This is a genomic window from Luteimicrobium subarcticum (assembly GCF_002798015.1).
GTDB lineage: Bacteria > Actinomycetota > Actinomycetes > Actinomycetales > Cellulomonadaceae > Luteimicrobium > Luteimicrobium subarcticum.
This window is the reverse complement of sequence record NZ_PGTZ01000008.1, coordinates 172989-195036: the sequence shown is the minus strand read 5'-3', so window position 1 is coordinate 195036 and position 22048 is coordinate 172989. Positions and strand designations below refer to the sequence as shown.

The following is a 22048-nucleotide window of genomic DNA, read 5'->3' as shown; positions in this document are numbered from 1 at the left end:
CACCTGACCTGCTGCGTCGGGCACGCACCCGCTTCTGGGACACTGGACGCACCTCAGACGGAAGGAACTGCAGTGGCTCTCTGGCTCGTCCTGCTCATCGCGGGCGTCGTGCTCGTCGTCCTCGGGATGATGGGCATCCCCGGCTTCACGATCCTCGGCGTCATCGCGCTCGTCATCGGCATCACGCTCGTGATCCTGGGCCGCGGGAACCGTACGGTCGGCAAGCCGCGGCTCTGAAACGGCTGACACGCCTGCGGCGACCCGTCACGGCCGCCCGCCGTGCGTCGGGCACAGCGACATGGCAGCGTGCGAGCACCCCAACGGAAGGTGCACCCATGGCTCTCTGGCTGATCCTGCTCATCGCGGGCGTCGTCCTCGTCGTCCTCGGCTTCGCAGGCGTCCCCGGCTTCATGATCCTCGGCATCATCGCGCTCGTCGTCGGGATCACGCTGGTCGTCGTCGGCCGCGGGAACGAGACGGTCGGGCGCCCGCGCCGCTGACGCGTCACCCCAGGTGACCGCGTCGTCCCGATGACGGTCGGACGCAGGCCGTCCGTCCGTCACCGGGACCGCCCGTCACCGGGACTCCAGCACCTCCTTCGACTTCGCGATCGCGAAGCCCCAGCCCTGGGAGACCGTCGGCTTCGGTGGGATCGCCACCTCGTCCGGGTTGGTCACGACGTCCAGCAGCACCGGCCCGTCCTGCGCGAACGCCCAGGCCACCGCCTCCTCGAGAGCCGCAGGGTCTTCGACCCGCCGGGCCGCGAGACCCATCGCGACCGCTACCGCCGCGATGTCGGGGTTGTCCAGGTCGGTGCCGAAGCGCGGCAGACCGCCCTGCTCCTGCTCCAGACGGACCATCCCCAGGCTCGCGTTGTCGAAGACGACGAGCACGACGGGCAGCTCGTAGGTGACTGCCGTCCGCAGGTCTCCCAGCAGCATCATGAGGCCGCCGTCGCCGCAGAACGCGACGACAGGACGGGTCCGGTCCAGCGCCTGCGCGCCGAGCGCCATCGGCATCGCGTCGGCCATCGACCCGAGGTTGTAGGAGCCGACGAGCCGTCGGGTGCCGCGCATCTCGACGAACCGCGCCAGCCAAGCCGTCGACATCCCCGTGTCGGACGTGAAGATCGTGTCGTCCGGGGCGGCCGCGTCGACGGCCGCCGCGACGGCCTCGGGGCGGATGCGCTCGTCCGGGTTGTCGAACCTCGAACGCACGCGGCCCAGGAGGGAGCGGTCGTGGGCAGGGTCGAGCAGCCGCCGCTGCGCCGCGTGCCACACGCCGAACTCCTTGACGGCGCGGTCGAGGTGCTTGCGGTCGTCGCGACGCTCCAGGCGGGGCAGGAGGGCGTCGAGGGTGAGCGCGGCGTCGCCCACCAGGGCGTGGTCCACGGTCGTCCGGCGCCCCACGTGGGAGGCGTCGGCGTCCAGCTGGAGCACCGTCTTGCCGGTCGGGTACCAGTCCCGGTACGGGAAGTCCGTGCCGACCAGGACGAGGACGTCGCACGCGTCCAGGGCGTGCGCCGCCGCCGGGTTGCCGATCAGGCCCGACTGGCCCACCTGGAACGGGTTGTCCCGCTCGAGCCCCTCCTTGCCCTTCAGGGTGACGACCATCGGTGCCGCGAGCGTGTCGGCGAGCCGCAGCACCTGGTCGCGGGCGTCCCGCGCACCGCACCCGACCAGCAGCGTGACGTCGCCGCCCGACGTGAGGATGTCGGCCGCCCGCGCGACCTGCTCCTCGGGCGCCGCGACCGGCGCCGCGGGCGGGGCGAACCGGGCGGCCTCGTCGGGGCCGTCGAGCCCGCCGACGTCCCCCGGGACCGTGAGCACGGCGACACCCCTCCGCGCCACGGCCGCGTCGACCGCCTGGGACAGCAGGTGCGGGAGCTGCTCGGGCGAGGTGAGCGTCCCCGTCCAGACGGCCACGTCGGCGAACAGCCGGTCGTTGTCGACCTCCTGGAAGAAGTTCGTCCCGATCTCCGCACGCGGCACCTGGCCGCAGATCGCCAGCACGGGCGCGTGCGACTTCTTCGCGTCGTAGAGCCCGTTGAGCAGGTGGATCGAGCCCGGCCCGACCGTCCCCATGCAGACGGCCAGCCGGCCCGTCAGCTGGGCCTGGGCGCTGGCCGCGAACGCCGCGGCCTCCTCGTGGCGCACGCCGACCCACTCGACCCGGTCGTCGAGGCGGACGGCGTCCGTGAAGGGGTTGAGCGCGTCACCGACGACACCCCAGACCTGGGTGACGCCGACCGACGCGAGGGACGAGACGACATGGGCAGCGACGGACGTCGACATGGAGCGGTTCCTCTCGGGCAGTACTCGGGGGCGGGGTGCGGGTGCCGGTCGCGGCGCGGTCAGCGCACGGGCGCCGCGACGGGACCGAACCGGTCCGGGGACGCGGCGGCCCAGTCCGCCGCCCAGGACTCGGGGGCGTCGGCCACGAGCTGGCCGGGCGCGAGCCACTCGAAGATCTCCGCGTACGAGCGGACGTCGGACGTCGTCACCCGCCGCCGCAGGTGCGCGGGCGTCAGGTCGCCCGGGTCGCGGACGCCCATGGCGGCCATGAGCGCCATCGCCTCGTCGACGGTCGCGGCCTGGTACCGGCGGACGCGCTCGCTCTTGTCCGGGACGTCGAGGGCGCGCTGCCGCCAGGCGTTCTGCGTGGCGACGCCGCTGGGGCACTTGTCGGTGTGGCAGCGCTGCGCCTGGATGCAGCCCGCCGCCATCATCATGGCGCGTGCCGCGTTGGTGTAGTCGGCACCCTGGACGAGCCGCTTGACGATGTCGGACCCGCCCGCGACCTTGCCGCTCGCGCCGATCCGGACGCGGTCCCGCAGGCCCGCCCCGACGAGCGCGTTGTGCACCGTCATGAGGCCGTCGGTCAGCGGTGAGCCGACGTGGTCCTCGAACTCGATGGGCGCCGCGCCGGTGCCTCCCTCGGCGCCGTCGACGATGATGAAGTCGGGCGCGGTGCCGACCTCCAGCATGGCCTTGCACATCGCGAGGACGTCGACGCGCGACCCGACGCACAGCTTGAACCCCGCGGGCTTGCCCCCCGAGAGCTCCCGCATCCGGGCCACGAACTCGATGAGCTCGACCGGTGTCGAGAACACGCGGTGCCCGGGCGGCGAGACGCACTTCTCGCCCTGCGGCACCTTGCGCGTCTCCGCGATCTCGGCCGTGACCTTCGCACCCGGCAGCACGCCGCCGATGCCGGGCTTCGCGCCCTGGCTCAGCTTGAGCGAGACCGTCTTGACCTGGTCCTTCGCGGCGGTCTCGGCGAACAGGTGCGGGTCGAAGTCGCCATCCTGGGTGCGGCAGCCGAAGTAGCCCGTTCCGACCTCCCACACGAGGTCGCCGCCGTGCTCCTCGTGGTACGGCGACAGGCCGCCCTCGCCGGTGTCGTGGGCGAAGCCGCCCATCGCGGCCCCCTTGTTGAGGGCACGGATCGCGTTCGCGGACAGGGCGCCGAAGCTCATCGCCGACACGTTGAGGAGCGCCATCGAGTACGGCTTCGCGCAGTCCGGACCACCGACGACGACCCGAGAGGGCGCGTCCGGCTTCTCCAGCGGCGCAGCGGAGTGCACGAGGTACTCGTGCCCGACCTCGTTGACGTCGAGCTCGGTGCCGTACGGCTTCTCCTGGGCGACGCCCTTCGCCCGCTCGTAGATGATCGTGCGCGTGTCACGGTCGTACGGACGCCCGTCCCAGTCCCGCTCGACGAAGTACTGCTGCAGCTCGGGGCGGATGTCCTCGAGCAGGTACCGGGCGTGCCCGAGCACCGGGTAGCGGCGGAGCACCGAGTGCTTGCGCTGCAGGGCGTCCCACGCGGCGAGGCCGGCGACGCCCGCGATCCCCGCCGCCCCGGCCCAGAGGCCGGCGTGCGAACCCTTCGCGGGGCTCATCGGGCGACCTCGCACGTCGGAGCAGTGTTCGTCGGAGCAGCGGTCGCAGGGCGGGGGAAGACGAGGGGGGCCACGAAGACACCTTCCAGGAGGGGGTGCTCGAACGATGGCACCGCCACCGACCCCTCGCACGACGAGCCCGACCGCTGCCGCGGACTACTCGCGGTCGTCCAGGACGCTGGCGATGGCGTTCACCTGGATGCCCACCACACGGACGGTCCCGTGCTTGTCGGGCGCGAGATCGAGGGCGAGAGGCGTGCCGCCTTCTGCGACGTGGACCACCTTGCGCGAGGCGACGCGTCCCTTCGTGTCGGTCATCGCGTCGGGGTACACGGCCAGGACCTCGGCCTCTGTGGACCCGAGGCCTATCCCTTGCGACGTCCGTGGACCGGGACGCGGGTCGCCAGCGCCGAGCGGGTCGAACACGCCGACCCGGATGATGCGATGGTCAGCGTCGGTGTGCCACGCGACCGTGAGGTGCGATCCGATGCCGAGCTCCTCGCTCAGCACGCCGCTCACGTCCGACCCCTTCGGCCCGTACCCCTGCGGGACGGACCGGTCGCCCCGCTGGAACGGGCCGATCCCCAGGCCGTCGATGCGCCAGGTCCACGGCTTCGAGATGTCAGGCGCGGTACCGCTGGTTGTAGGGGGCGTGGCGGGCTGAGGCGAAGCCTCCGGCCGGTCGAGCACGACCATGATCACCGCGGCCCGTTCGACGCCGTCGGGCGCGAGACCGAGATCCAGCGACAGGGTGGCCCGCCCGAGCGACACCGTCACGTGGGTACTGCTCCGCTCACCGTCCACAACGTTTCGCGTCGTGGCCCACGTGGCGCCGGGGTACGCCGCCTCGATCTGCGCCCGCGTCGAGCCCAGCCCGATGCCGCGGACCGTCCTCGGTCCCCGGGGCGGCTCGTAGGCGTGCCCGGTAGGCGTGCCGAGGGCTTGCAGGGTCACCCACTGGTATTTGGGAAGATCGTCCAGCTCACAGATGGAAAATCCATCATCAGCGTAGGGCCCCTTCTCGGGCGGTACGCAGTCCTCAAAGACCAAGGGATCCGACGGCGTCAGCGCGGACGAGTCGGCCAGTGCGTAGGGTCCGATCCCGCCCTCGGTGATGAGCCACGTGCTCGGGTCGGCGGGGTCGTAGGACGCGGTCGGCTCCGGTGTCGACGCGACGGGCGTTCCCTGCTGTCGCTCGCCGAGCGTGGTGCTCTCGCCGAGGGTGAGCGCCAGAACGACCGCGAGACAAGCGGCGGCGCCGACGCCCGACGCACGCCGCGCCACGGCCGACCTGCGGCGGCGACGGCCACGATGCAGCACGGCGCCGAGGTCGACCTCCATGTCCGGGAGGGTCGCCTCGAAGGCGCGGGCCAACCGCTCGTCCTCGGGCGTGCGGTCGGTCGGACCGTGGTGCGCGCTCATCGAGCCGTCCCGTCGTCGGGGGTGAGGGCGGACGGCTCGAGCGCCGCACGCAGGGCTGCGAGCCCGCGGGACGCGGTCGACTTCACGGTGCCGACGCTCACGCCCAGCTCGACGGCGACCTCGGCCTCCGTGAGTCCGAGCAGGTGGCGCAGGAGGACGACCCGACGCTGCCGCTCGGTGAGCCGGCCGAGGGCACGCACGAGAAGGTCGCGGTCGTGGGTCGCCTCGGAGCCGTCCGGGCGGACGACGTCGGGAAGCTCCGCAGGCGCGACGAGCGTCTCGCGGTGCCTGCGGCGCCACGTGTCCGTCCGGAGGTTCACCAGCACGCGGCGCGCGTAGGCGAACACGTCGCCCGACGACGCGCGCCCCCACGAGGAGTAGGTCCGGACGAGAGTCTCCTGGACCAGCTCCTCGGCGCGGTGCGCGTCACCGCAGAGGAACCAGGCGACGCGCAGGAGCTCGGGGGCGCGCGTGGAGACGAAGTCGGTGAACGCGGCGTCACGGTCGGGTCTCTCCGAGTCCCGGACGTCATCGGCCTCCTGGGCCGCGACGACGTGTACCCGGACCGTCCTCGGTACAGGTCGGGGCAGGTCACGCGCAGGCTCGGTCCACAAGAGGCTCACACCCCTTCAACGCGCGAGCCGTGCGAAAGGTTGCGACCCGGGGAGCCCCCGGCTCAGGCGCCGACGAGGCGCGACGCGAGGTACGCGGTGACCTGGTCGAGCGCGACGCGCTCCTGGGCCATCGTGTCGCGGTGGCGGATCGTGACGGCCTGGTCGTCCAGGGTGTCGAAGTCGATCGTCACGCAGAACGGGGTGCCGATCTCGTCCTGGCGGCGGTACCGCTTGCCGATGGCCTGCGTGACGTCGTAGTCGATGTTCCAGTACTGGCGCAGCTCGGCGGCCAGCTTCTCGGACGTCGGCAGCAGCTCGGCCGACTTGGACAGCGGGAGCACCGCGACCTTGACCGGCGCGAGACGCGGGTCGAGCCGCAGCACCGTGCGCTTGTCGACCCCTCCCTTGGCGTTCGGCGCCTCGTCCTCGGCGTACGCCTCGACGAGGAACGCCATGAGCGAGCGCGTCAGGCCGGCGGCCGGCTCGATGACGTACGGGACCCAGCGCTCGTTCTTCTCCTGGTCGAAGTACGAGAGGTCCTTCCCGGAGTGCTGCGAGTGGGTCTTGAGGTCGAAGTCGGTCCGGTTGGCGATGCCCTCGAGCTCGCCCCACTCGCTGCCGGTGAACCCGAAGCGGTACTCGATGTCGACGGTGCGGGTCGAGTAGTGCGAGAGCTTCTCGGTGGGGTGCTCGTAGTGGCGCAGGTTCGCCGGGTCGATGCCGAGGTCCGTGTACCAGGCCGTGCGGGTGTCGATCCAGTACTGGTGCCACTCGGCGTCCGTGCCGGGCGCGACGAAGAACTCCATCTCCATCTGCTCGAACTCGCGCGTGCGGAAGATGAAGTTCCCTGGCGTGATCTCGTTGCGGAACGACTTGCCGATCTGGGCGATGCCGAACGGCGGCTTCTTGCGGGCCGCGCCGGCGACGTTGGCGAAGTTCACGAAGATGCCCTGCGCGGTCTCGGGGCGCAGGTAGTGCAGGCCCGACTCGTCCTCGACCGGGCCGAGGTACGTCTTGAGCATCATGTTGAAGTCGCGCGGCTCGGTCCACTGCCCGCGGGTGCCGCAGTTGGGGCAGGCGATCTCGGCGAGGCCGCCCTCGGGGGCGCGGCCCTTCTTCTCCTCGAACTCCTCGACCATGTGGTCCTCACGGAACCGCTTGTGGCAGCTGAGGCACTCGGTGAGCGGGTCGGTGAAGACGCCGACGTGGCCGGAGGCGACCCAGACCTGGCGCGGGAGGATCACCGCGGAGTCGAGGCCCACGATGTCCTCGCGGCTCGTGACCATCGCACGCCACCACTGGCGCTTGATGTTCTCCTTGAGCTCGACGCCGAGGGGCCCGTAGTCCCACGCCGACCGGGTGCCTCCGTAGATCTCGCCCGACGGGAAGACGAACCCGCGGCGCTTGGCCAGCGAGACGACGGCATCGAGACGAGCACTGGACGGGGCAGCAGCCACGGTTCACTCCGGGGGTCGATCGGGGGGTCTGGCGGTCCGGCACGCGACACACGGCGTGCGGCGCTCCAGACTACCCGGTGACCCCCGTCCGGCGGCCCGTCGTCCCAGCGGCCGGGTGGTCTTTGACACCGTCGGACACACCGGCCGACAATGGATCCGAACTGATAATGAGAATCGACAAGCAGCGCCCCGACGACGAGCACGACCACGACACCGAGGAGCCCCCGTGCAGCGCATGACCCGGCAGCGCGCCGCCGTCGCCGACGCCCTCGACGAGGTCGACGACTTCCGGTCCGCCCAGCAGCTCCACGAGCTGCTGCGCTCGCGCGGTGACGGCATCGGGCTCGCCACGGTCTACCGCACCCTGCAGTCGCTCGCCGACGACGGCGCCGTCGACGTCCTGCGCACCGAGGGCGGCGAGAACGTCTACCGCCGGTGCACGCGCGCCGAGCACCACCACCATCTCGTGTGCCGCGACTGCGGCCGCACCGTCGAGATCGACGGTCCGAGCGTCGAGGCCTGGGCCGCCAGCGTGGGCGCCTCGCACGGCTTCACGGCGATCCAGCACACCGTCGAGCTCTTCGGCACGTGCGCGGACTGCCGCGAGCCGACCCGCTGAGCGGAGCCGTCCGCGGCGGTCGATACCGCATGACCACGTTCCTCCTGCTCCCCGGCGCCGGCGGCGAGGCGGAGCATCTGCTCCCGCTCGCGAGAGCCCTGCAGGCCGGCGGACACCGCGCGACAGCCGTCGACCTGCCCGTCGACGACGAGGCGATCGGCTGGTCCGACCTCGCCGACCTCGCGGCCCGCCCCCTCCAGGACCAGGGCTCGGACGACCGGTCGTCGACCGCGGTCGTGGTGGTCGCCCTCTCGATGGGTGCGTTCCTCGCGCCCCTGGTGTGCTCCCGGACCAGGGTCGACAGGATCGTCCTCGTCAACCCGATGGTCCCCGCCCCCGGCGAGAGTGCCGGGCAGTGGTGGGCGGACACCGGCCACGCCGACGCCCGTGCCGCCGCGGGTCTCGGGCCATTCGACGCCGTCGAGGACTTCTTCCACGACGTGCCGGCGGACGTCCGTGAACGCCTGGTCGGCCGACCGGGACGCAGCCAGTCGGAACGCTCCTTCGCCGAACCCTGGCCTCTCGACGTCTGGCCGGACGTCCCGACGCACGTCGTCCAGGGAGACGACGACCGCCTGTTCCCGGTCGCCTTCCAGCGCCGCGTCACGCGGGATCGCCTGGGCGTCGACGTCCACGTCGTGCCGGGCGGCCACCTGCTCCCGTTGAGCCGACCGGACGCCCTCGCCGAGGTGCTCCTCGGGTTCGGGTCCGCGGAATGACTCAGGACGCCGGGAACGCCCCGAGCAGCCCAGCGAGGGTCGCCGCAGGCAGGTCCCGGTCCGCGTAGACGCGGCGCGCCTGGTCGCCGCCGTCGTCGTCCTGGTGGACGAGCGACAGGCCGACCTGCTGGACGTCGTCGGCCGCCCGGACGTTCTGCGCGCGGATCACCGCGGTCACCGGGACGTCCGGGTCGACGGCGCGCGCCCAGTCGCACGCGACCTGCAGCACCTCCGCGGCGAGACCGCGGCCCTGCGCCGACGGCCGCGCCCGGTAGTACAGGTTCCAGGTCGGCGCGCGGAGCTGCGAGCAGCCGCCGAACCCCAGGACGACGCGCGAGCCCGGGTCACGGACGGTCCAGTACCCCAGGCCGTCACGCGCCCAGGCGGCGACCACCGCGTCGACGAGGGCCGCCGCGGCGCTGCGGTCCGGAAGGTCTACCGGGGGGAACGTCCACCAGACGTGCTCGAGCGAGCGACCGATCGCGACGAGGTCGTCGACGTCGTCCGCCGTCACCGCGTCGAGCCGGACGCGTTCGCTGCGCACGTGCTGCGGGGCACGTCCCTCGAGGTCCACGGTCACCAGGCTGCCACCCCTGCCGGACGGCCGCGCGGCCGGTCAGCCCGCGATCGACCGGTAACGAGCCAGCACCGCCGCGACACCGACCGCGGTGCCGGCGAGGATCAGCCACGCGGCGACGGCCACGCCGGCGACCACCAGCACGACGGCACCGACCCCCAGCACGGGGACGAGCCACCCGGGCACGCGCGCTGCGCGGCCGGGACGTGTCACGAACGGGCGTCCGACGGGGGTCCCGTCCGGCAGTGTCGACCGGACGGTCCGCCGCACGACCGGCACGGACGCTCCCGCGAGCGGCGCGTCGGGCGTCGCCGCCCGGAGCGACGCGACGTCGTACAGCTGCTCGATCTCGGAACGGGAGCGGAGCGAGCCCACGTCCACCCAGTGCGCGGCACCGGACCGCGGCACGACGTGCACGCGGTCGCCCTCCCGGTCGGTCTCGCGGAGGGGGTCCCCGTCCGCGGTGCGCCACCAGACCTCGACCTCGGACGCCTCGTCGACGGCGTCCCAGCCGACCTGCCGTGCCGGGCCGGTACCCTCGCCGTCAGGCGCGAGGAGCACCGGTGGGGTGCCGTCGAACCCGAAGCGCGCCGGGTGACGGACCCCCGCCACCACGACGTAGCGCGACGCCCGCGCGGGGACCACGGGCTACTCCTCGCCGGCCGGGGCGGCGACGGCGTCGACCGCTCCCCCGTACCGACGGTCGCGGCGCGCGTACTCCTCGACGGCCCGCCACAGCACGAGCCGGTCGACGTCGGGCCACAGCTCGGGCACGAACTCGAGCTCGGCGTACGCGGACTGCCAGGGCAGGAAGTTGGACGTCCGCTGCTCCCCCGACGACCGCAGGAAAAGGTCCACGTCGGGCATGTCCGGCCGGTACAGGTGCTTGGCGATCGTCTTCTCGGTGATGCGGTCGGGGTCGAGCCGGCCCGCCCGGACCTCTTCGGCGATGGACCGCACCGCGTCCACGACCTCGAGCCGCCCGCCGTAGTTCACGCAGAGCGTCAGGGTGAGCCCGGTGTTGCCGGCCGTCTGACGCTCGGCGACCTGGAGCTCCTTCACGACGCTCCCCCACAGGCGCGGGGTGCGGCCCGCCCAGCGGATGCGCACGTCCCACGAGTCCCACAGGTCGCGCCGGCGCCGGATCGTCTCGCGGTTGAACCCCATGAGGAAGCGGACCTCCTCGGGAGACCGCTTCCAGTTCTCCGTCGAGAACGCGTACGCCGACACGTGCTGGATGCCGAGCTCGACGGCGCCCGCCACCACGTCGTTGAGGGCGACCTCTCCGGCCTCGTGCCCGGCCGTGCGGGGCAGGCCCCGGCCGTTGGCCCAGCGGCCGTTGCCGTCCATGACGACGGCGACGTGCCGCGGCAGCACCTCGGCAGGGATCGCCGGGGGCCGGGCGCCGGACGCGTGCGGCGTCGGGGCGACCTTCTCGACGGACGCGGACGGCGCGGTGCGGGCGGCGCGGGCGCGCCCGACGGGTGACATCACAGGAACTCGCTCTCGATGGGACGGGCTGGGGGGACGGCCACGCTCTGGGCGCTGTGGGCACTGTGGGCGCTGTCGGGGCCGTCAGGGCCCTGGACGCTGTCCGCCTCGGCGGCGCCGACGTCCGTCTCGCGCTCGACGAGCCGCAGCGACCGCAGCCGCCGCTCCAGGTGGTACTGGCTGTACGCGGCGACGAGTCCGCTCGCCTCCGACCGGTGGCGGGCACCGGACGCGTCGGCGACGTCCCAGTCTCCCGCGAGGAGCGCGGCCAGCAGCGCGAACGTCTCAGGGGCCGGGGACGGCGAGCCCGGCGGACGGCACCGCGAGCACACCGCACCGCCGGTCGCGACGGAGAACGCCCGGTGCGGACCGGGCTCGCCGCAGCGCGCGCACTCCGTGAAGCTCGGCGCCCAGCCCGCGACGGACAGCGCGCGCAGCAGGTAGGAGTCGAGGACGAGCCCGGCGCCGTGCCGGTGCTCGGCGAGCGCGCGCAGCGCCCCGACGAGCAGCCAGTACTGCTGGACGGACGGCTCGCCCTCCTCGGTGAGCCGCTCGGCGGTCTCGAGCATCGCCGCGCCCGCGGTGTAGAGGGCGTAGTCGTCGATGATCGCGCGGGCGAACGGCCCGACGGTCTCGGCCTGCGTCACGACGTCGAGCGTGCGCCCGGTGTAGAGCTGCACGTCGATGAGCATGAACGGCTCGAGGCGCGCCCCGAACCGGGACGACGTGCGCCGCACGCCCTTCGCGGCCGCGCGCACCTTGCCGCGCTCGCGCGTGAGCAGGGTGACGATGCGGTCGGCCTCGCCCAGCTTCTGCGCGCGCAGGACGACGGCCTCGTCGCGGTAGACGGGCATGGTCCCCATTGTCCCCCGGGCCACCCACCCCCGGGCACACGCGGACTACTCGCCGACGAGACCGTCCACGTGCTCGCGCAGCAGGTCCGCGTGGCCGTTGTGCCGCGCGTACTCCTCCACGAGGTGCACGAGCACCCAGCGGAGCGAGAACGGTTCGCCGGTGTGCCGGTCCGGGCGCGCCGCGACCGCGTCGAGACCGCCGTCGGCGAGAGCGGCCTCGAACGTCGCGTCCGAGCGTGCGACGGCGGCGTCGAACCGGGCCCGCAGCGCTTCGGGACTCTCGTGTGCGGCGCTGGTCCACTCCCAGTCGCGGTCCGCCGCCCACTCGGCGGTGTCCCACGGTGGCGACGCGTCGCGCCCGAGCCAGACCACCTGTGACCAGTTGTCCTCGACGAACGCGAGGTGGTTCAGCAGGCCGCCGAGCGTCATCGACGACGGCGGGAGCGGGCGCCGCAAGTCCGCGGCGCCCAGCCCCGCCGTCTTCCACCGCAGCGTGTCGCGGTGGTACGCGAGGAACCCTCGGAGCGTGGCGGCCTCGCCGCCGCGCAACGGCGGGTCGACGCGCGCGTCAGCCGTCTCCACCGGGACGTCAGCGGCCCACGGTGGCCGGGTCGACGTCGCGACCCTCGACCTCGGCACGCTCGTACCGGTTGACCGCCGAGATGATCGCCTTGAGCGACGCCGTCACGATGGACGGGTCGATCCCGACGCCCCAGAGCACGTCGTCGCCGATCGAGCACTCGACGTAGGCGGCAGCGGCGGCGTCCGACCCGGACGACAGCGCGTGCTCGGCGTAGTCGAGGACGAGCACGTCGTGCCCGACCTGGCGCAGCACGTCGAGGAACGCGTCGACGGGCCCGTTGCCGGTGCCGGTGAGCGAGCGCACGGTGCCTGCGTCGGAGAGGTCGACCTCGAGCGTCACCGGGCCGGACTCACCGCTGGTGGTGCGCGTCGAGATCAGCTTCAGGCGCCCCCACGGCTCGAGGTCCGAGTCGGCGTCGACGGGCAGGTACTCGTCGGAGAAGATCCGCCAGATGTCCTCGGCCGTGACCTCGACGCCCTGGGCGTCGGTGTGCTTCTGGACGGCCCGGGAGAACTCGATCTGCAGGCGCCGCGGCAGGTCCAGGTTGCGCTCGGTCTTGAGCAGGTAGGACACGCCGCCCTTGCCGGACTGCGAGTTCACGCGGATGACCGCGTCGTACGAGCGGCCGACGTCCTTCGGGTCGATCGGCAGGTACGGGACGCCCCACACGATGTCGTCGATCCCGAGGCCCTGCGCCTCGGCCCGGGCGCCCATGGCGTCGAGGCCCTTCTTGATGGCGTCCTGGTGCGACCCGGAGAAGGCGGTGAAGACGAGGTCGCCGGCCCACGGGTGCCGCTCGTGCACCGGGAGCTGGTTGCACTGCTCGACGACGCGCTTGATGTGGTCCATGCCGCCGCCGACGGTGAAGTCGATCTGCGGGTCGACGCCCTGGCTGAACAGGTTCATGCCGAGCGTGACGAGGTCGACGTTGCCGGTCCGCTCCCCGTTGCCGAACAGGCAGCCCTCGATGCGGTCCGCGCCGGCCTGGTAGCCGAGCTCGGCGGCCGCGACCGCGGTGCCGCGGTCGTTGTGCGGGTGCAGCGACAGGATGACGTGCTCGCGGTGCTCGAGGTGCCGGTTCATCCACTCGATCGAGTCGGCGTAGACGTTGGGCGTCGCCATCTCGACGGTCGCCGGCAGGTTGACGATGACCGGACGCTCCGCGGTGGGCTCGAACACCTCGAGCACCTCGTTGCAGATCCGCGCCGCGAACTCGAGCTCGGTACCGGTGTACGACTCGGGCGAGTACTCGTAGTAGATGCGCGTGTCGGGGATCGTCTCCTCGAACTTCTTGCACAGCTTCGCGCCGTTCAGCGCGATGTCCACGATCCCGTCCTCGTCCGTGCGGAACACGACCTCGCGCTGCAGCGTCGACGTCGAGTTGTACAGGTGGACGATCGCCTGCTTGGCGCCGCGCAGCGACTCGTAGGTGCGGGCGATGAGGTGCTCACGCGACTGGGTCAGCACCTGGATGATCACGTCGTCGGGGATGTGCCCGTCCTCGATGAGCATCCGGACGAAGTCGAAGTCGGTCTGCGAGGCGGACGGGAAGCCGACCTCGATCTCCTTGTAGCCCATCTCCACGAGGAGCCGGAACATCGTGAGCTTGCGCTCCGCGTTCATCGGCTCGATGAGGGCCTGGTTCCCGTCGCGCAGGTCGACCGCGCACCAGCGAGGCGCCTGCGTGATGCGGCGGTCGGGCCAGGTGCGGTCGGGCAGGTCGACCGTGATCTGCTCGTGGAACGGGACGTACTTGCGGACCGGCATGCCCGACGTGCGCTGGGGGGCGTGGGCGTACCGGGCGTCCGTCTGCGGGACGGTGGAGGTCATCAAAGGGTCCTTCGGGTTCGGTTCGGTCGGTTCAGCCGGCACACCAACCACCGCGACGAGGAACCGGCTCAGCGAGCCTCGTCGCGGCACCGAAGAAGGAGGCCGGCCGCGGCGAGCGCGGGCTCGCAGGCGGCCACCGGCATCACGCGGACCACCCGGCCACTGTACTCCACGGGGTGGAGCAGCGACCGGGCGGTCCGGGGTGTCGGCGTGGCCTCAGCGATCCGTGCGCGTGCGCAGCGCGGCGTCGACCGCCGGGTCGCCGAGGGCACCGAGCCAGTCGAGCAGCGCCGGGTACGTCGCCGGGTTCTGCGCCACGTACGGACGCAGGCTCGGTGCGTGCTCGGCGATCTGCGCGAGCACGTCGAGCGGCGTCGACGGGTCGCCGGCCTGCGTCGCGGTGAACCCGGCCTCGGACGGCAGCACCGACGTGGACGTCACCGAGGTCGACTCGTCGATCTCGTCGACGGGCGCCGGCGTGGCGTCCCACGACGAGCGCCGCGTGACCGGGGCGCTCGCCTGCTCGACGGGCGCGGACACGGGCTCGGCCTGCGCCACGGGCTGCGGCTCCGGCTCACGGACCGGGTCGGGCTCGCGGTAGTGCCCCGCACCGGCGTGCTGCGTCGTCTCGCCGTACTGGCCGTATTGGCCGTACTGGCCGTACTGGCCCGCCGCCGGCTGCGTCGCACCGGCCTGCGCCGGGTCGGCCTGCCAGCTCGAGCCCTCGTGGACGGAGCCGTCCAGCGGGCCCGTCCGGTATTCCGGCGCGGGCTCCGGGGCCGCCACAGTGTCGGCCGGATCGTCCTTCGTCTCGGGCCGCGCCTGCGCCGGCGGGACGGCGAACGCGGCCGCCCGCTCCGGCCGTGCCGCGGCGGGCTGCCACTCCCAGGCCGACTCGCGGCCCTCGCGCAGCTCGTCGGCGAAGCCGCGGGCGGCGGGCAGGGCCAGCAGCGCGAGCAGCACCACAGGAAGGCCGAACGCCAGGAGCGCGACCTCGAACGTCGACCCGAACGGGCGGTTGACGTTGACGCACAGCGCGACGGTGCCCAGGACGATCGACGCGACGGCGACGAGCAACGTGAGGTACCGGCCGCCCGCGCCGGGCGTGCGCAGCGCGAGGAGCGCGACGAGCGCGAGGGCCGCGATCGCGAGCGCGGCGATCAGGGTCACGACGACCGACGCCGTCGCGACCTTGCCGTGCGCCGTGAGCAGGATGATCCGCTCGAGACCGACGAGCACGCCGAGGATCACGAGCAGCAGCAGCGTGCGCGAGACGGCGGCCCGCACGTCGAGCGCGCCGAGCGTGCGGAGGAACGCGGCGCCAGCGGCGATCGCGGCCGCGGCGGGGATCAGCACGATGCCGAAGCGCGCACCGTGGAACGACTCGACCTGGAGCAGGCCGGCCGCGCCGTGCGAGCCGGCGAGGAAGATCACCGCGGAGGCAGCGCCCGTCCCGATGAGCGCAGCGGCCCAGCCTGCGTCGCCGCGCACCGCGCCGAAGGCCGGGAGCGCACCGAGCACGACGGGGACCGCGAGGTAGCAGAGGGCGAGCAGGACGGTCGACGTGGCGACGTCGTCCGCGTCGGCCAGGGTGATGGCGAACGCCGCGACGGCGCCGACCACGACGGCCGCGCCGACCACGATCAGGCCGGTGCGCCAGCCGCGCGAGACGGCGGCGTCCTCGTCGCGCGGGCCGAGCTCGCACGAGCGGGGCTGCGCCACGAGGAGCGCACCCGCCAGGCCGAGCCCGAGCGCGGTGCCGACCCCGCGGTCGAGCAGGCTGTCCGCCGACCTCGACACGTCGAGCACGATGTAGACGAGCGCGACGACGACGAACGGCGCGGCCGCGACGAGGCGCACGAGACGCGTCGTGCGGACCGTCCACCCGCCCGGCAGGACGCCGGCGCGGGCGAGGTACGGCAGCGGCAGGGCGAGGAGCGCCACGACGACGGACACGACGGCCCACGGCCGGTCGGTCGCGGACGCGACGAGGTTCCACGGCAGGGCGAGCGAGGCGAGCAGGGCGACCGCGGCGACGACGTCGCGCAGCACGTCCACGGCGGGCACCCGGGCAGGTGCCGTCGAACGGGTCGCGGTCGCCGGCGCGTCGTCCGCGGTCACGGTCGCGTCCTCCTGCTCCGCGACGGGGGTGGACCCGGTCGCCGGCAGGACGGTGGTCTCGTCCGCGGCCGCCGGGCCGCGGGGTGTGTCGGGGTCGACGAGGGCCGCGTCAACGGCCCCCACCGGTGCAGGATCGGTGGTCACGTCGTGCTCCTTCGGTGGTGCGTCAGCGGTCGTACGACGTGCCGTACGACCGTCCGTTTCTACCGGTGCCGGGCGAGAGGGACAAGTTGCCACGCGGGCCGTCGCCGAGTCCGGGGCCAGTCCGGGGCCGGTCCGACCGTCCGGCCGCCCGGGGGCGCCGCGTCAGATGCCGAGCTGGAACACGCCCCAGTACGCGGTGACGAGGAGCAGCATGCCGACGGCGAATGTGAGCAGGCTGAACAGGGCCCAGCCGCCGACCCCGCGCGCGACGGGCTGGCCCGCCCGGACGCCCGGCGTCGTGGAGTGGCTCGCCGGGTCGTCCACGACGACCCGCTCGCGGAGCCAGCCGAGGACGCCGCGGCGCTCGCGCCGGTCGGACAGCCGGTTCACGGCGACGGCGACGGGCACGAGGGTCGCGAGCCCCAGCAGACGGACACCCAGCCACCCGCCCTGCACGATCACCGAGTTCTGCGAGTAGTCCACGGCGAGCCGGGCGATGGCGAACAGGTAGACGACGAGCGCGACGAGCGTCATGACGGACCCGACGGCCGCGAGGAGCATCGGGAGGCGCAGGTCGCGGGCCAGGCCGCCCACCCAGCGTCGCGCGCCGCGCATCCGGCGCAGCGCCAGCACGGACGCGCCCCACAGCAGCGGCGCGCCGAGAGCGGCGACCACGGCCGCGACCGTGAACCCGAACAGGACGTCGCCGTTGCCGTACCAGCGGGGGCTCGGCACGGGCTCGGCGAGATACACCTGGTTGGGCTGCGCCCCCGCGATCCGGGGGGCCGCACCGGCGGTCCCCGGGAGACCGAGGACGAACGACGCCACGTCGCGCGGGAAGTTCTGGTCGATGACACCGTCGATCCGGATGCCGTGGTCCGCTCCGCCGTAGTAGCGCACCGTCACGGCGTCGTTCCCGGCGGTGTGCGCGGCCGCGAGGATCTCCTCGGCACCCTGCTCGATCGGCATGGACGCGTCCGCCGTGCCGTACGCCACCAGGGTCGGTTGGTTCATACCCAGGTAGGGCCGCACGTCGAAGTCGACGTAGTCGAGCCCGCCGTCGGGCAGCTCCATACCGACCGCCCGCGGGATCGCCCGGAACACGCCCTGCGGCACGTTGGTGTTGCGCAGGTACGAGTCGACGGCGTACGCCGCCTGCTCGCGCGGGCGCACCACGGGCGACGACGTCATGACGGTGAACGCGAGCGACGGGTCCTCATGGGCCATGACCGGGACGATCCAGGTGCCCTCGGACTCCCCGTACACGCCGACCTTCGCGGGGTCGACGTCGGGCTGGCTGCGCAGGAGCTCGACGGACCGCGCGTAGTCGCCCGCCATCTGCAGGTAGTCGCGGTGGCGCAGCGAGTACGTCGTGAGGTTCTTCGACGGGACGAGCGTGACGACGCCGGCGCTCGCGAGCTCGGTCGCGGTCTCCCGGAACGCCGTCGCGCCGTCCCCCGTGCCCGCGCCGTGCACGAAGACCATGCCCGGCAGGCCGCTGCCCGCCCCCACAGGTTCGCGCAGGCGTGCCGTGACGTCGGTGCCGTCGAGGTGGACGACGACGTCCTCGGTCCGCACGGGGTACGTGCCGATCGGGGTCGTGGCACCCGGGGCGCCGATCTCGGTCGACGTCGCGGCGGTCACCACATGGTGGTCGACGGGTTGCGGGTCCCACTCCGGTCCGGCGAACGCGCCGACGGCCGCGAGCCCGACGGCCAGCACGGCCGTGGTCGCAGCGGTCCGGAAGGTCACCCCGGGATCGTACGACGGCGCAGGTCGCCGCCGCGGGACCCAGCCGGCTCAGGAGCGCTCAGAAGCCGAGGCGTCGGAGCTGCTTGGGGTCGCGCTGCCAGTCCTTCGCGACCTTCACGTGGAGATCCAGGTACACGCGCGAGCCGAGGAGCGCCTCGATGCCGGACCGGGCGCGCGTCCCGACGTCCCGCAGGCGGGCGCCGCGCTTGCCGATCACGATCGCCTTCTGGCTGTCCCGCTCGACGAACACGTCGACGCGCACGTCGAGCAGCTCGTCGCCCGGGGGCCGCGGGGAGCCGTCCGCGCGGGTGCGCGGCACGATCTCGTCGACCACCACGGCCAGGGAGTGCGGCAGCTCGTCGCGCACGCCCTCGAGCGCCGCCTCGCGGACCAGCTCCGCGACCATGACGGCCTCCGGCTCGTCGGTCAGCTCGCCGCCCGGGTAGAGCTCGGGGCCGGCCGGGAGATGCTGCACGAGGACGTCCGTCAGGGTGCCGACCTGATAGCCCTCGACCGCGGACACGGGCACGATCTGCGCCCAGTCGCCGAGCTGGTCGACGGCGAGGAGGTGCTGCGCGAGCTGCTCACGGCTGACCGTGTCGGCCTTGGTGACGGCCGCGACGACGGGCGTGCCCCGGCGTCCGCGCATGACGTCGGCGAGCTGGGCCGCGATGTACCGGTCACCCGGACCGACCTTCTGGTCGGCGGGCAGGCAGAACACGACGACATCGACCTCGGTGAGCGTCTCGCGGACGAGGTCGTTGAGCCGCTCGCCGAGCAGCGTCCGCGGACGGTGCAGCCCCGGGGTGTCCACGAGCACGAGCTGCGCGTCGGGCCGGTTCACGATCCCGCGGATGGTGTGGCGGGTCGTCTGGGGACGCCCCGACGTGATGGCGACCTTCTCGCCGACGAGCGCGTTGGTGAGCGTGGACTTGCCCGCGTTGGGGCGCCCCACGAGGCAGGCGAAGCCCGAGCGGTGGTCGGGGGCGTCGCCCCGTGCGTCAGTGCTCATCGGTGTCCTCCGGTCGGGTGGTCTGGTGCGGGTCGTTCTGGGCGCGCGACGCGAGCAGCGACGCCAGCCGGCGGCGGCGTCCCTCGACGCGTTCGGCGACGAGCCGGACGCCGTGCACGTCCGCGCCGGACCCCGCGATCGGCACCTTGCCGAGCGCCTTGGCGAGCAGGCCGCCCGCGGTGTCGACGTCGTCGTCCTCGATCTCGACGCCGAAGAGCTCGCCGAGGTCGTCGAGCCCGAGCCGCGCCGGCACCCGGTAGGTGCCGTCGCCGAGGTCCTCGACCTCGGGGCCGGAACGGTCGTGCTCGTCGGTGAGCTCCCCGACGATCTCCTCGAGGAGGTCTTCGATGGTGACGAGCCCTGCGATGCCACCGTACTCGTCCACGACGAGGGCGATGTGGTTCGCGGCGGCCTGCATCTCGCGCAGCAGGTCGTCGACCGGCTTGGACTCGGGCACGAAGACGGGGGGCCGGGCGACGTCGTGCGCGGTGCGCTCCGCCAGTGCCGTCGGTGCGTTGCCCTGCTGCTCGAGGACGCGCACCACGTCCTTGAAGTAGAGCACGCCGAGCAGGTCGTCGGTCGACTCGCCGATCACCGGCACGCGCGAGAACCCCGACCGCAGGAACAGCCGCAGCGCCTTGACGAGCGGCGTGTCGGCGGCGGTCGTGATCATGTCGGTGCGCGGCACCATGACCTCGCGGACCATCGTGTCGCCGAGCTCGAAGACCGACCGGATGAGCTCGCGGTCGTCGTCCTCGAAGGCGTCCGACTCCCCCGTGCGCTCGACGAGCTCGCGCAGCTCGTCGACCTCCTCCTGCGGGGTGGGCGCCGAGGTGCGCAGCAGCGGCTGGAGCCAGCGCGTCAGGACGACCGCGCCGCCCAGGAGCCGTGAGGACGCGGCCACCACGACGGGCGCGTGCCGTCGTCCGAGCGAGCGCGGGCTGAGCCGGACGAGCAGCACCGCGACGACAAGACTGACGCCGACGGCGACGAGCAGCACCTCCCACCACGAGTCGAGCCACACGGCGACCGTGAGCGTGATGCACGCGGTGGACAGCATCTCGGCGAGCACGCGCAGGAGCGACGCGGACACCGCGGTGCCGCGGGCGTCGTCGACGAGCGTCGTCGCGCGACGCACGGCGGCCTGTCGGCGCGGGTTGGTGGTCGTGGTGCCGAGCTCGGTGAGCGCGGCGTGCGACACCCGCACGACGGCCGTCTCACCGGCGCTGAGGACGGCGGCGAGGACGATGCCGACGAGCGCGACGAGCGCGAGGAGCCAGACGGGGGCGTCGGTCATCGCGGCCTCAGCGCGAGGCGAGGAAGGTCAGGAGCAGCTGGCGCTGGAGCGCGAACATCTCCTTCTCCTCCTCGGGCTCGGCGTGGTCGTAGCCGAGCAGGTGCAGGATGCCGTGCGTCGTGAGGAGCAGCATCTCCTCTGCCGTGGAGTGGCCCGCGGTGACGGCCTGCTGCGCGGCCACGTCGGGGCACAGCACCACGTCGCCGAGCAGGCCGGCGGGGGTCACGTCGCCCTCGCGGCCGGGGCGCAGCTCGTCCATGGGAAACGACAGCACGTCGGTGGGGCCGGGCTCGTCCATCCACTTCACGTGCAGGTCGGTCATGGTGTCCGTGTCGACGAACAGGATCGACAGCTCGGTCTGCGGGTGGACGTGCATCTGCTCGAGCACGAACCGGGCGAGCGCGGCGAACTCGCCCTCGTCGATCGGCGAGGCCTCGAAGCCCGACTCGTTGGTGACCTCGATGCTCATGCGCGCCGTCCCCGGCCTTCCCGACGGTCGCCGACCGCCCTGTCCTGGCGTCGCGGGTCGGACGAGACGTCCCACCGCGCGTACGCGTCGATGATGTCGCTGACGAGCCGGTGGCGGACCACGTCGGACGAGGTGAGGCGGCAGAACTCGACGTCGTCGACGCCGGTGAGCACGTCCTCCACGACACGCAGCCCCGAGGTGGTGCCACCGGGCAGGTCGACCTGCGTGACGTCGCCGGTGATGACCATCTTGGAGCCGAATCCGAGGCGCGTGAGGAACATCTTCATCTGCTCGCCGGACGTGTTCTGCGCCTCGTCGAGGATGACGAACGAGTCGTTCAGCGAGCGCCCACGCATGTACGCGAGGGGCGCGACCTCGATGGTGCCGTTCTCGATGAGCTTGGGGATCGACTCCGTGTCGACCATGTCGTGCAGCGCGTCGTACAGCGGCCGCAGGTACGGGTCGATCTTGTCGGAGAGGCTCCCGGGCAGGAACCCGAGCCGCTCGCCCGCCTCGACGGCGGGCCGCGTCAGGACGATGCGGTTGACCTGCTTGGCCTGGAGCGCCTGCACGGCCTTGGCCATCGCGAGGTACGTCTTGCCCGTGCCGGCGGGTCCGATGCCGAACGTCACGGTGTTCGCGTCGATCGCGTCGACGTAGTGCTTCTGCCCGACCGTCTTCGGCCGGATGGTGCGGCCCCGGCTGGAGACGATGTCGAACGTCAGCACCTCGGCCGGGCGTGTCGCGGTCGCGGCCGTCAGCATGCCGATCGAGCGACGGACGACGTCGGCGGTGAGCGGTGTGCCCGACTCGGCGACCTCGATGAGCTCGTCGAGCAGGCGCGAGACGAGGGCGACGTCGCCGGGGCGCCCCGAGACCGCGATCTCGTTGCCGCGCGCGTGGACGTCGACCGCCGGGAAGCCGGCCTCGACGGCCCGGAGCACGGAGTCCTGGGTGCCCAGCACGGCGACCATGGGCAGGGACGACGGGACGACGATGCGGTGCTCGATCCGGGGGCTCGCCGCAGGGCCGGACGAGGAGCCGGGTACCTCGGTGCGGGGTGTGGTGGTCATGAGCCGGCCCGTGGGCCGCTGTGCTCCTTCGTCGGTCGTGACCGGGCGCTCGCCGTGCGGCGAGGGTCCCTCCATCCTATCGGCGCACACCGACGTCGTCCGGTGGATTG

The 22048-nt window shown here is 73.0% G+C and carries 21 protein-coding genes; 4 read left to right on the top strand and 17 right to left on the bottom strand.

Annotation, left to right across the window (positions count from 1 at the left end):
* Positions 1-72: 72 nt before the first annotated feature.
* Positions 73-237, top strand: a complete 165-nt coding sequence (locus CLV34_RS16365; RefSeq protein ID WP_157803783.1) for a hypothetical protein — start codon at positions 73-75, stop codon at positions 235-237.
* A gap of 98 nt (positions 238-335) precedes the next feature.
* A complete protein-coding gene (locus CLV34_RS16575) occupies positions 336-500 on the top strand; it encodes a hypothetical protein (protein WP_170044640.1) in 165 nt (54 codons plus the stop codon).
* 75 nt (positions 501-575) lie between these two features.
* On the opposite strand, the gene CLV34_RS09670 is transcribed toward CLV34_RS16575, so the two are convergent.
* From CLV34_RS09670 to CLV34_RS09650, 5 genes are all read right to left on the bottom strand, one after another.
* On the bottom strand, positions 576-2294 hold the full coding sequence (locus CLV34_RS09670; protein ID WP_100350081.1) for a thiamine pyrophosphate-dependent enzyme: 1719 nt from the start codon (positions 2292-2294) through the stop codon (positions 576-578).
* Between the two features lie 59 nt (positions 2295-2353).
* Positions 2354-3904, bottom strand: coding sequence for an FMN-binding glutamate synthase family protein (locus tag CLV34_RS09665; RefSeq protein ID WP_100350080.1), 1551 nt, complete (start codon positions 3902-3904; stop codon positions 2354-2356).
* A 156-nt stretch (positions 3905-4060) separates the two neighbouring features.
* On the bottom strand, positions 4061-5326 hold the full coding sequence (locus CLV34_RS09660; protein WP_100350079.1) for a hypothetical protein: 1266 nt from the start codon (positions 5324-5326) through the stop codon (positions 4061-4063).
* The gene (locus CLV34_RS09655; protein ID WP_245859154.1) at positions 5323-5949 is read right to left on the bottom strand and encodes a SigE family RNA polymerase sigma factor; all 627 of its coding nucleotides are present in this window, start codon (positions 5947-5949) and stop codon (positions 5323-5325) included. The genes CLV34_RS09660 and CLV34_RS09655 overlap by 4 nt, the downstream gene beginning before the upstream one ends.
* A gap of 53 nt (positions 5950-6002) precedes the next feature.
* On the bottom strand, positions 6003-7397 hold the full coding sequence (locus CLV34_RS09650; protein ID WP_100350078.1) for a glycine--tRNA ligase: 1395 nt from the start codon (positions 7395-7397) through the stop codon (positions 6003-6005).
* Between the two features lie 235 nt (positions 7398-7632).
* Here CLV34_RS09650 and CLV34_RS09645 point away from each other — a divergent pair, with 235 nt between their 5' ends.
* The gene (locus CLV34_RS09645; RefSeq protein WP_100350283.1) at positions 7633-8016 is read left to right on the top strand and encodes a Fur family transcriptional regulator; all 384 of its coding nucleotides are present in this window, start codon (positions 7633-7635) and stop codon (positions 8014-8016) included.
* Between the two features lie 29 nt (positions 8017-8045).
* Positions 8046-8735, top strand: coding sequence for an alpha/beta fold hydrolase (locus tag CLV34_RS09640; RefSeq protein WP_100350077.1), 690 nt, complete (start codon positions 8046-8048; stop codon positions 8733-8735).
* A gap of 1 nt (position 8736) precedes the next feature.
* Here CLV34_RS09640 and CLV34_RS09635 read toward each other — a convergent pair whose 3' ends face one another.
* The 12 genes from CLV34_RS09635 to CLV34_RS09580 all read right to left on the bottom strand — a co-directional run bounded on the left by CLV34_RS09635 (position 8737) and on the right by CLV34_RS09580 (position 21938).
* On the bottom strand, positions 8737-9309 hold the full coding sequence (locus CLV34_RS09635) for a GNAT family N-acetyltransferase (RefSeq protein ID WP_157803782.1): 573 nt from the start codon (positions 9307-9309) through the stop codon (positions 8737-8739).
* Positions 9310-9351: 42 nt separating this feature from the next.
* Positions 9352-9957 carry a hypothetical protein gene (locus CLV34_RS09630; RefSeq protein ID WP_100350075.1) on the bottom strand — a complete coding sequence of 202 codons (606 nt, stop codon included), beginning with the start codon at positions 9955-9957 and terminating at the stop codon, positions 9352-9354.
* 3 nt (positions 9958-9960) lie between these two features.
* On the bottom strand, positions 9961-10803 hold the full coding sequence (locus CLV34_RS09625; RefSeq protein ID WP_100350282.1) for an isoprenyl transferase: 843 nt from the start codon (positions 10801-10803) through the stop codon (positions 9961-9963).
* Positions 10803-11657: a DNA repair protein RecO gene (recO, locus tag CLV34_RS09620; protein ID WP_100350281.1), complete on the bottom strand. Its 855-nt coding sequence runs from the start codon at positions 11655-11657 to the stop codon at positions 10803-10805. Before recO ends, CLV34_RS09625 begins: the two co-directional genes overlap by 1 nt.
* Before the next feature lie 45 nt (positions 11658-11702).
* Positions 11703-12239, bottom strand: a complete 537-nt coding sequence (locus CLV34_RS09615) for a DinB family protein (protein WP_100350074.1) — start codon at positions 12237-12239, stop codon at positions 11703-11705.
* A gap of 7 nt (positions 12240-12246) precedes the next feature.
* Positions 12247-14070 (bottom strand): 2-isopropylmalate synthase, encoded by a 1824-nt coding sequence (leuA, locus tag CLV34_RS09610; RefSeq protein ID WP_100350073.1) that lies wholly within the window; start codon positions 14068-14070, stop codon positions 12247-12249.
* Between the two features lie 216 nt (positions 14071-14286).
* Entirely contained in the window at positions 14287-16335 is a 2049-nt protein-coding gene (locus tag CLV34_RS09605; RefSeq protein ID WP_157803781.1) for a DUF7937 domain-containing protein, read from the bottom strand.
* A 162-nt stretch (positions 16336-16497) separates the two neighbouring features.
* A complete protein-coding gene (locus CLV34_RS09600) occupies positions 16498-18087 on the bottom strand; it encodes an alpha/beta hydrolase family protein (RefSeq protein WP_100350071.1) in 1590 nt (529 codons plus the stop codon).
* A gap of 58 nt (positions 18088-18145) precedes the next feature.
* Positions 18146-19099, bottom strand: coding sequence for a GTPase Era (gene era / locus CLV34_RS09595; protein WP_100350070.1), 954 nt, complete (start codon positions 19097-19099; stop codon positions 18146-18148).
* A complete protein-coding gene (locus CLV34_RS09590; protein WP_100350069.1) occupies positions 19089-20396 on the bottom strand; it encodes a hemolysin family protein in 1308 nt (435 codons plus the stop codon). Before CLV34_RS09590 ends, era begins: the two co-directional genes overlap by 11 nt.
* Before the next feature lie 7 nt (positions 20397-20403).
* Entirely contained in the window at positions 20404-20865 is a 462-nt protein-coding gene (gene ybeY, locus CLV34_RS09585) for an rRNA maturation RNase YbeY (protein ID WP_100350068.1), read from the bottom strand.
* Entirely contained in the window at positions 20862-21938 is a 1077-nt protein-coding gene (locus tag CLV34_RS09580; protein WP_100350280.1) for a PhoH family protein, read from the bottom strand. Before CLV34_RS09580 ends, ybeY begins: the two co-directional genes overlap by 4 nt.
* Positions 21939-22048: the final 110 nt, after the last annotated feature.

Coding starts and splice junctions, on each gene's coding strand:
- CLV34_RS09640 (WP_100350077.1), top strand. CDS start 8,046: ATGACCACGTTCCTCCTGCTCCCCGGCGCCGGCGGCGAGGCGGAGCAT.
- ybeY (WP_100350068.1), bottom strand. CDS start 20,865: ATGAGCATCGAGGTCACCAACGAGTCGGGCTTCGAGGCCTCGCCGATC.
- CLV34_RS16575 (WP_170044640.1), top strand. CDS start 336: ATGGCTCTCTGGCTGATCCTGCTCATCGCGGGCGTCGTCCTCGTCGTC.
- CLV34_RS09645 (WP_100350283.1), top strand. CDS start 7,633: ATGACCCGGCAGCGCGCCGCCGTCGCCGACGCCCTCGACGAGGTCGAC.
- CLV34_RS09665 (WP_100350080.1), bottom strand. CDS start 3,904: ATGAGCCCCGCGAAGGGTTCGCACGCCGGCCTCTGGGCCGGGGCGGCG.
- CLV34_RS09590 (WP_100350069.1), bottom strand. CDS start 20,396: ATGACCGACGCCCCCGTCTGGCTCCTCGCGCTCGTCGCGCTCGTCGGC.
- CLV34_RS09625 (WP_100350282.1), bottom strand. CDS start 10,803: ATGTCACCCGTCGGGCGCGCCCGCGCCGCCCGCACCGCGCCGTCCGCG.
- CLV34_RS09660 (WP_100350079.1), bottom strand. CDS start 5,326: ATGAGCGCGCACCACGGTCCGACCGACCGCACGCCCGAGGACGAGCGG.
- era (WP_100350070.1), bottom strand. CDS start 19,099: ATGAGCACTGACGCACGGGGCGACGCCCCCGACCACCGCTCGGGCTTC.
- CLV34_RS09580 (WP_100350280.1), bottom strand. CDS start 21,938: ATGACCACCACACCCCGCACCGAGGTACCCGGCTCCTCGTCCGGCCCT.
- recO (WP_100350281.1), bottom strand. CDS start 11,657: ATGCCCGTCTACCGCGACGAGGCCGTCGTCCTGCGCGCGCAGAAGCTG.
- leuA (WP_100350073.1), bottom strand. CDS start 14,070: ATGACCTCCACCGTCCCGCAGACGGACGCCCGGTACGCCCACGCCCCC.
- CLV34_RS09670 (WP_100350081.1), bottom strand. CDS start 2,294: ATGTCGACGTCCGTCGCTGCCCATGTCGTCTCGTCCCTCGCGTCGGTC.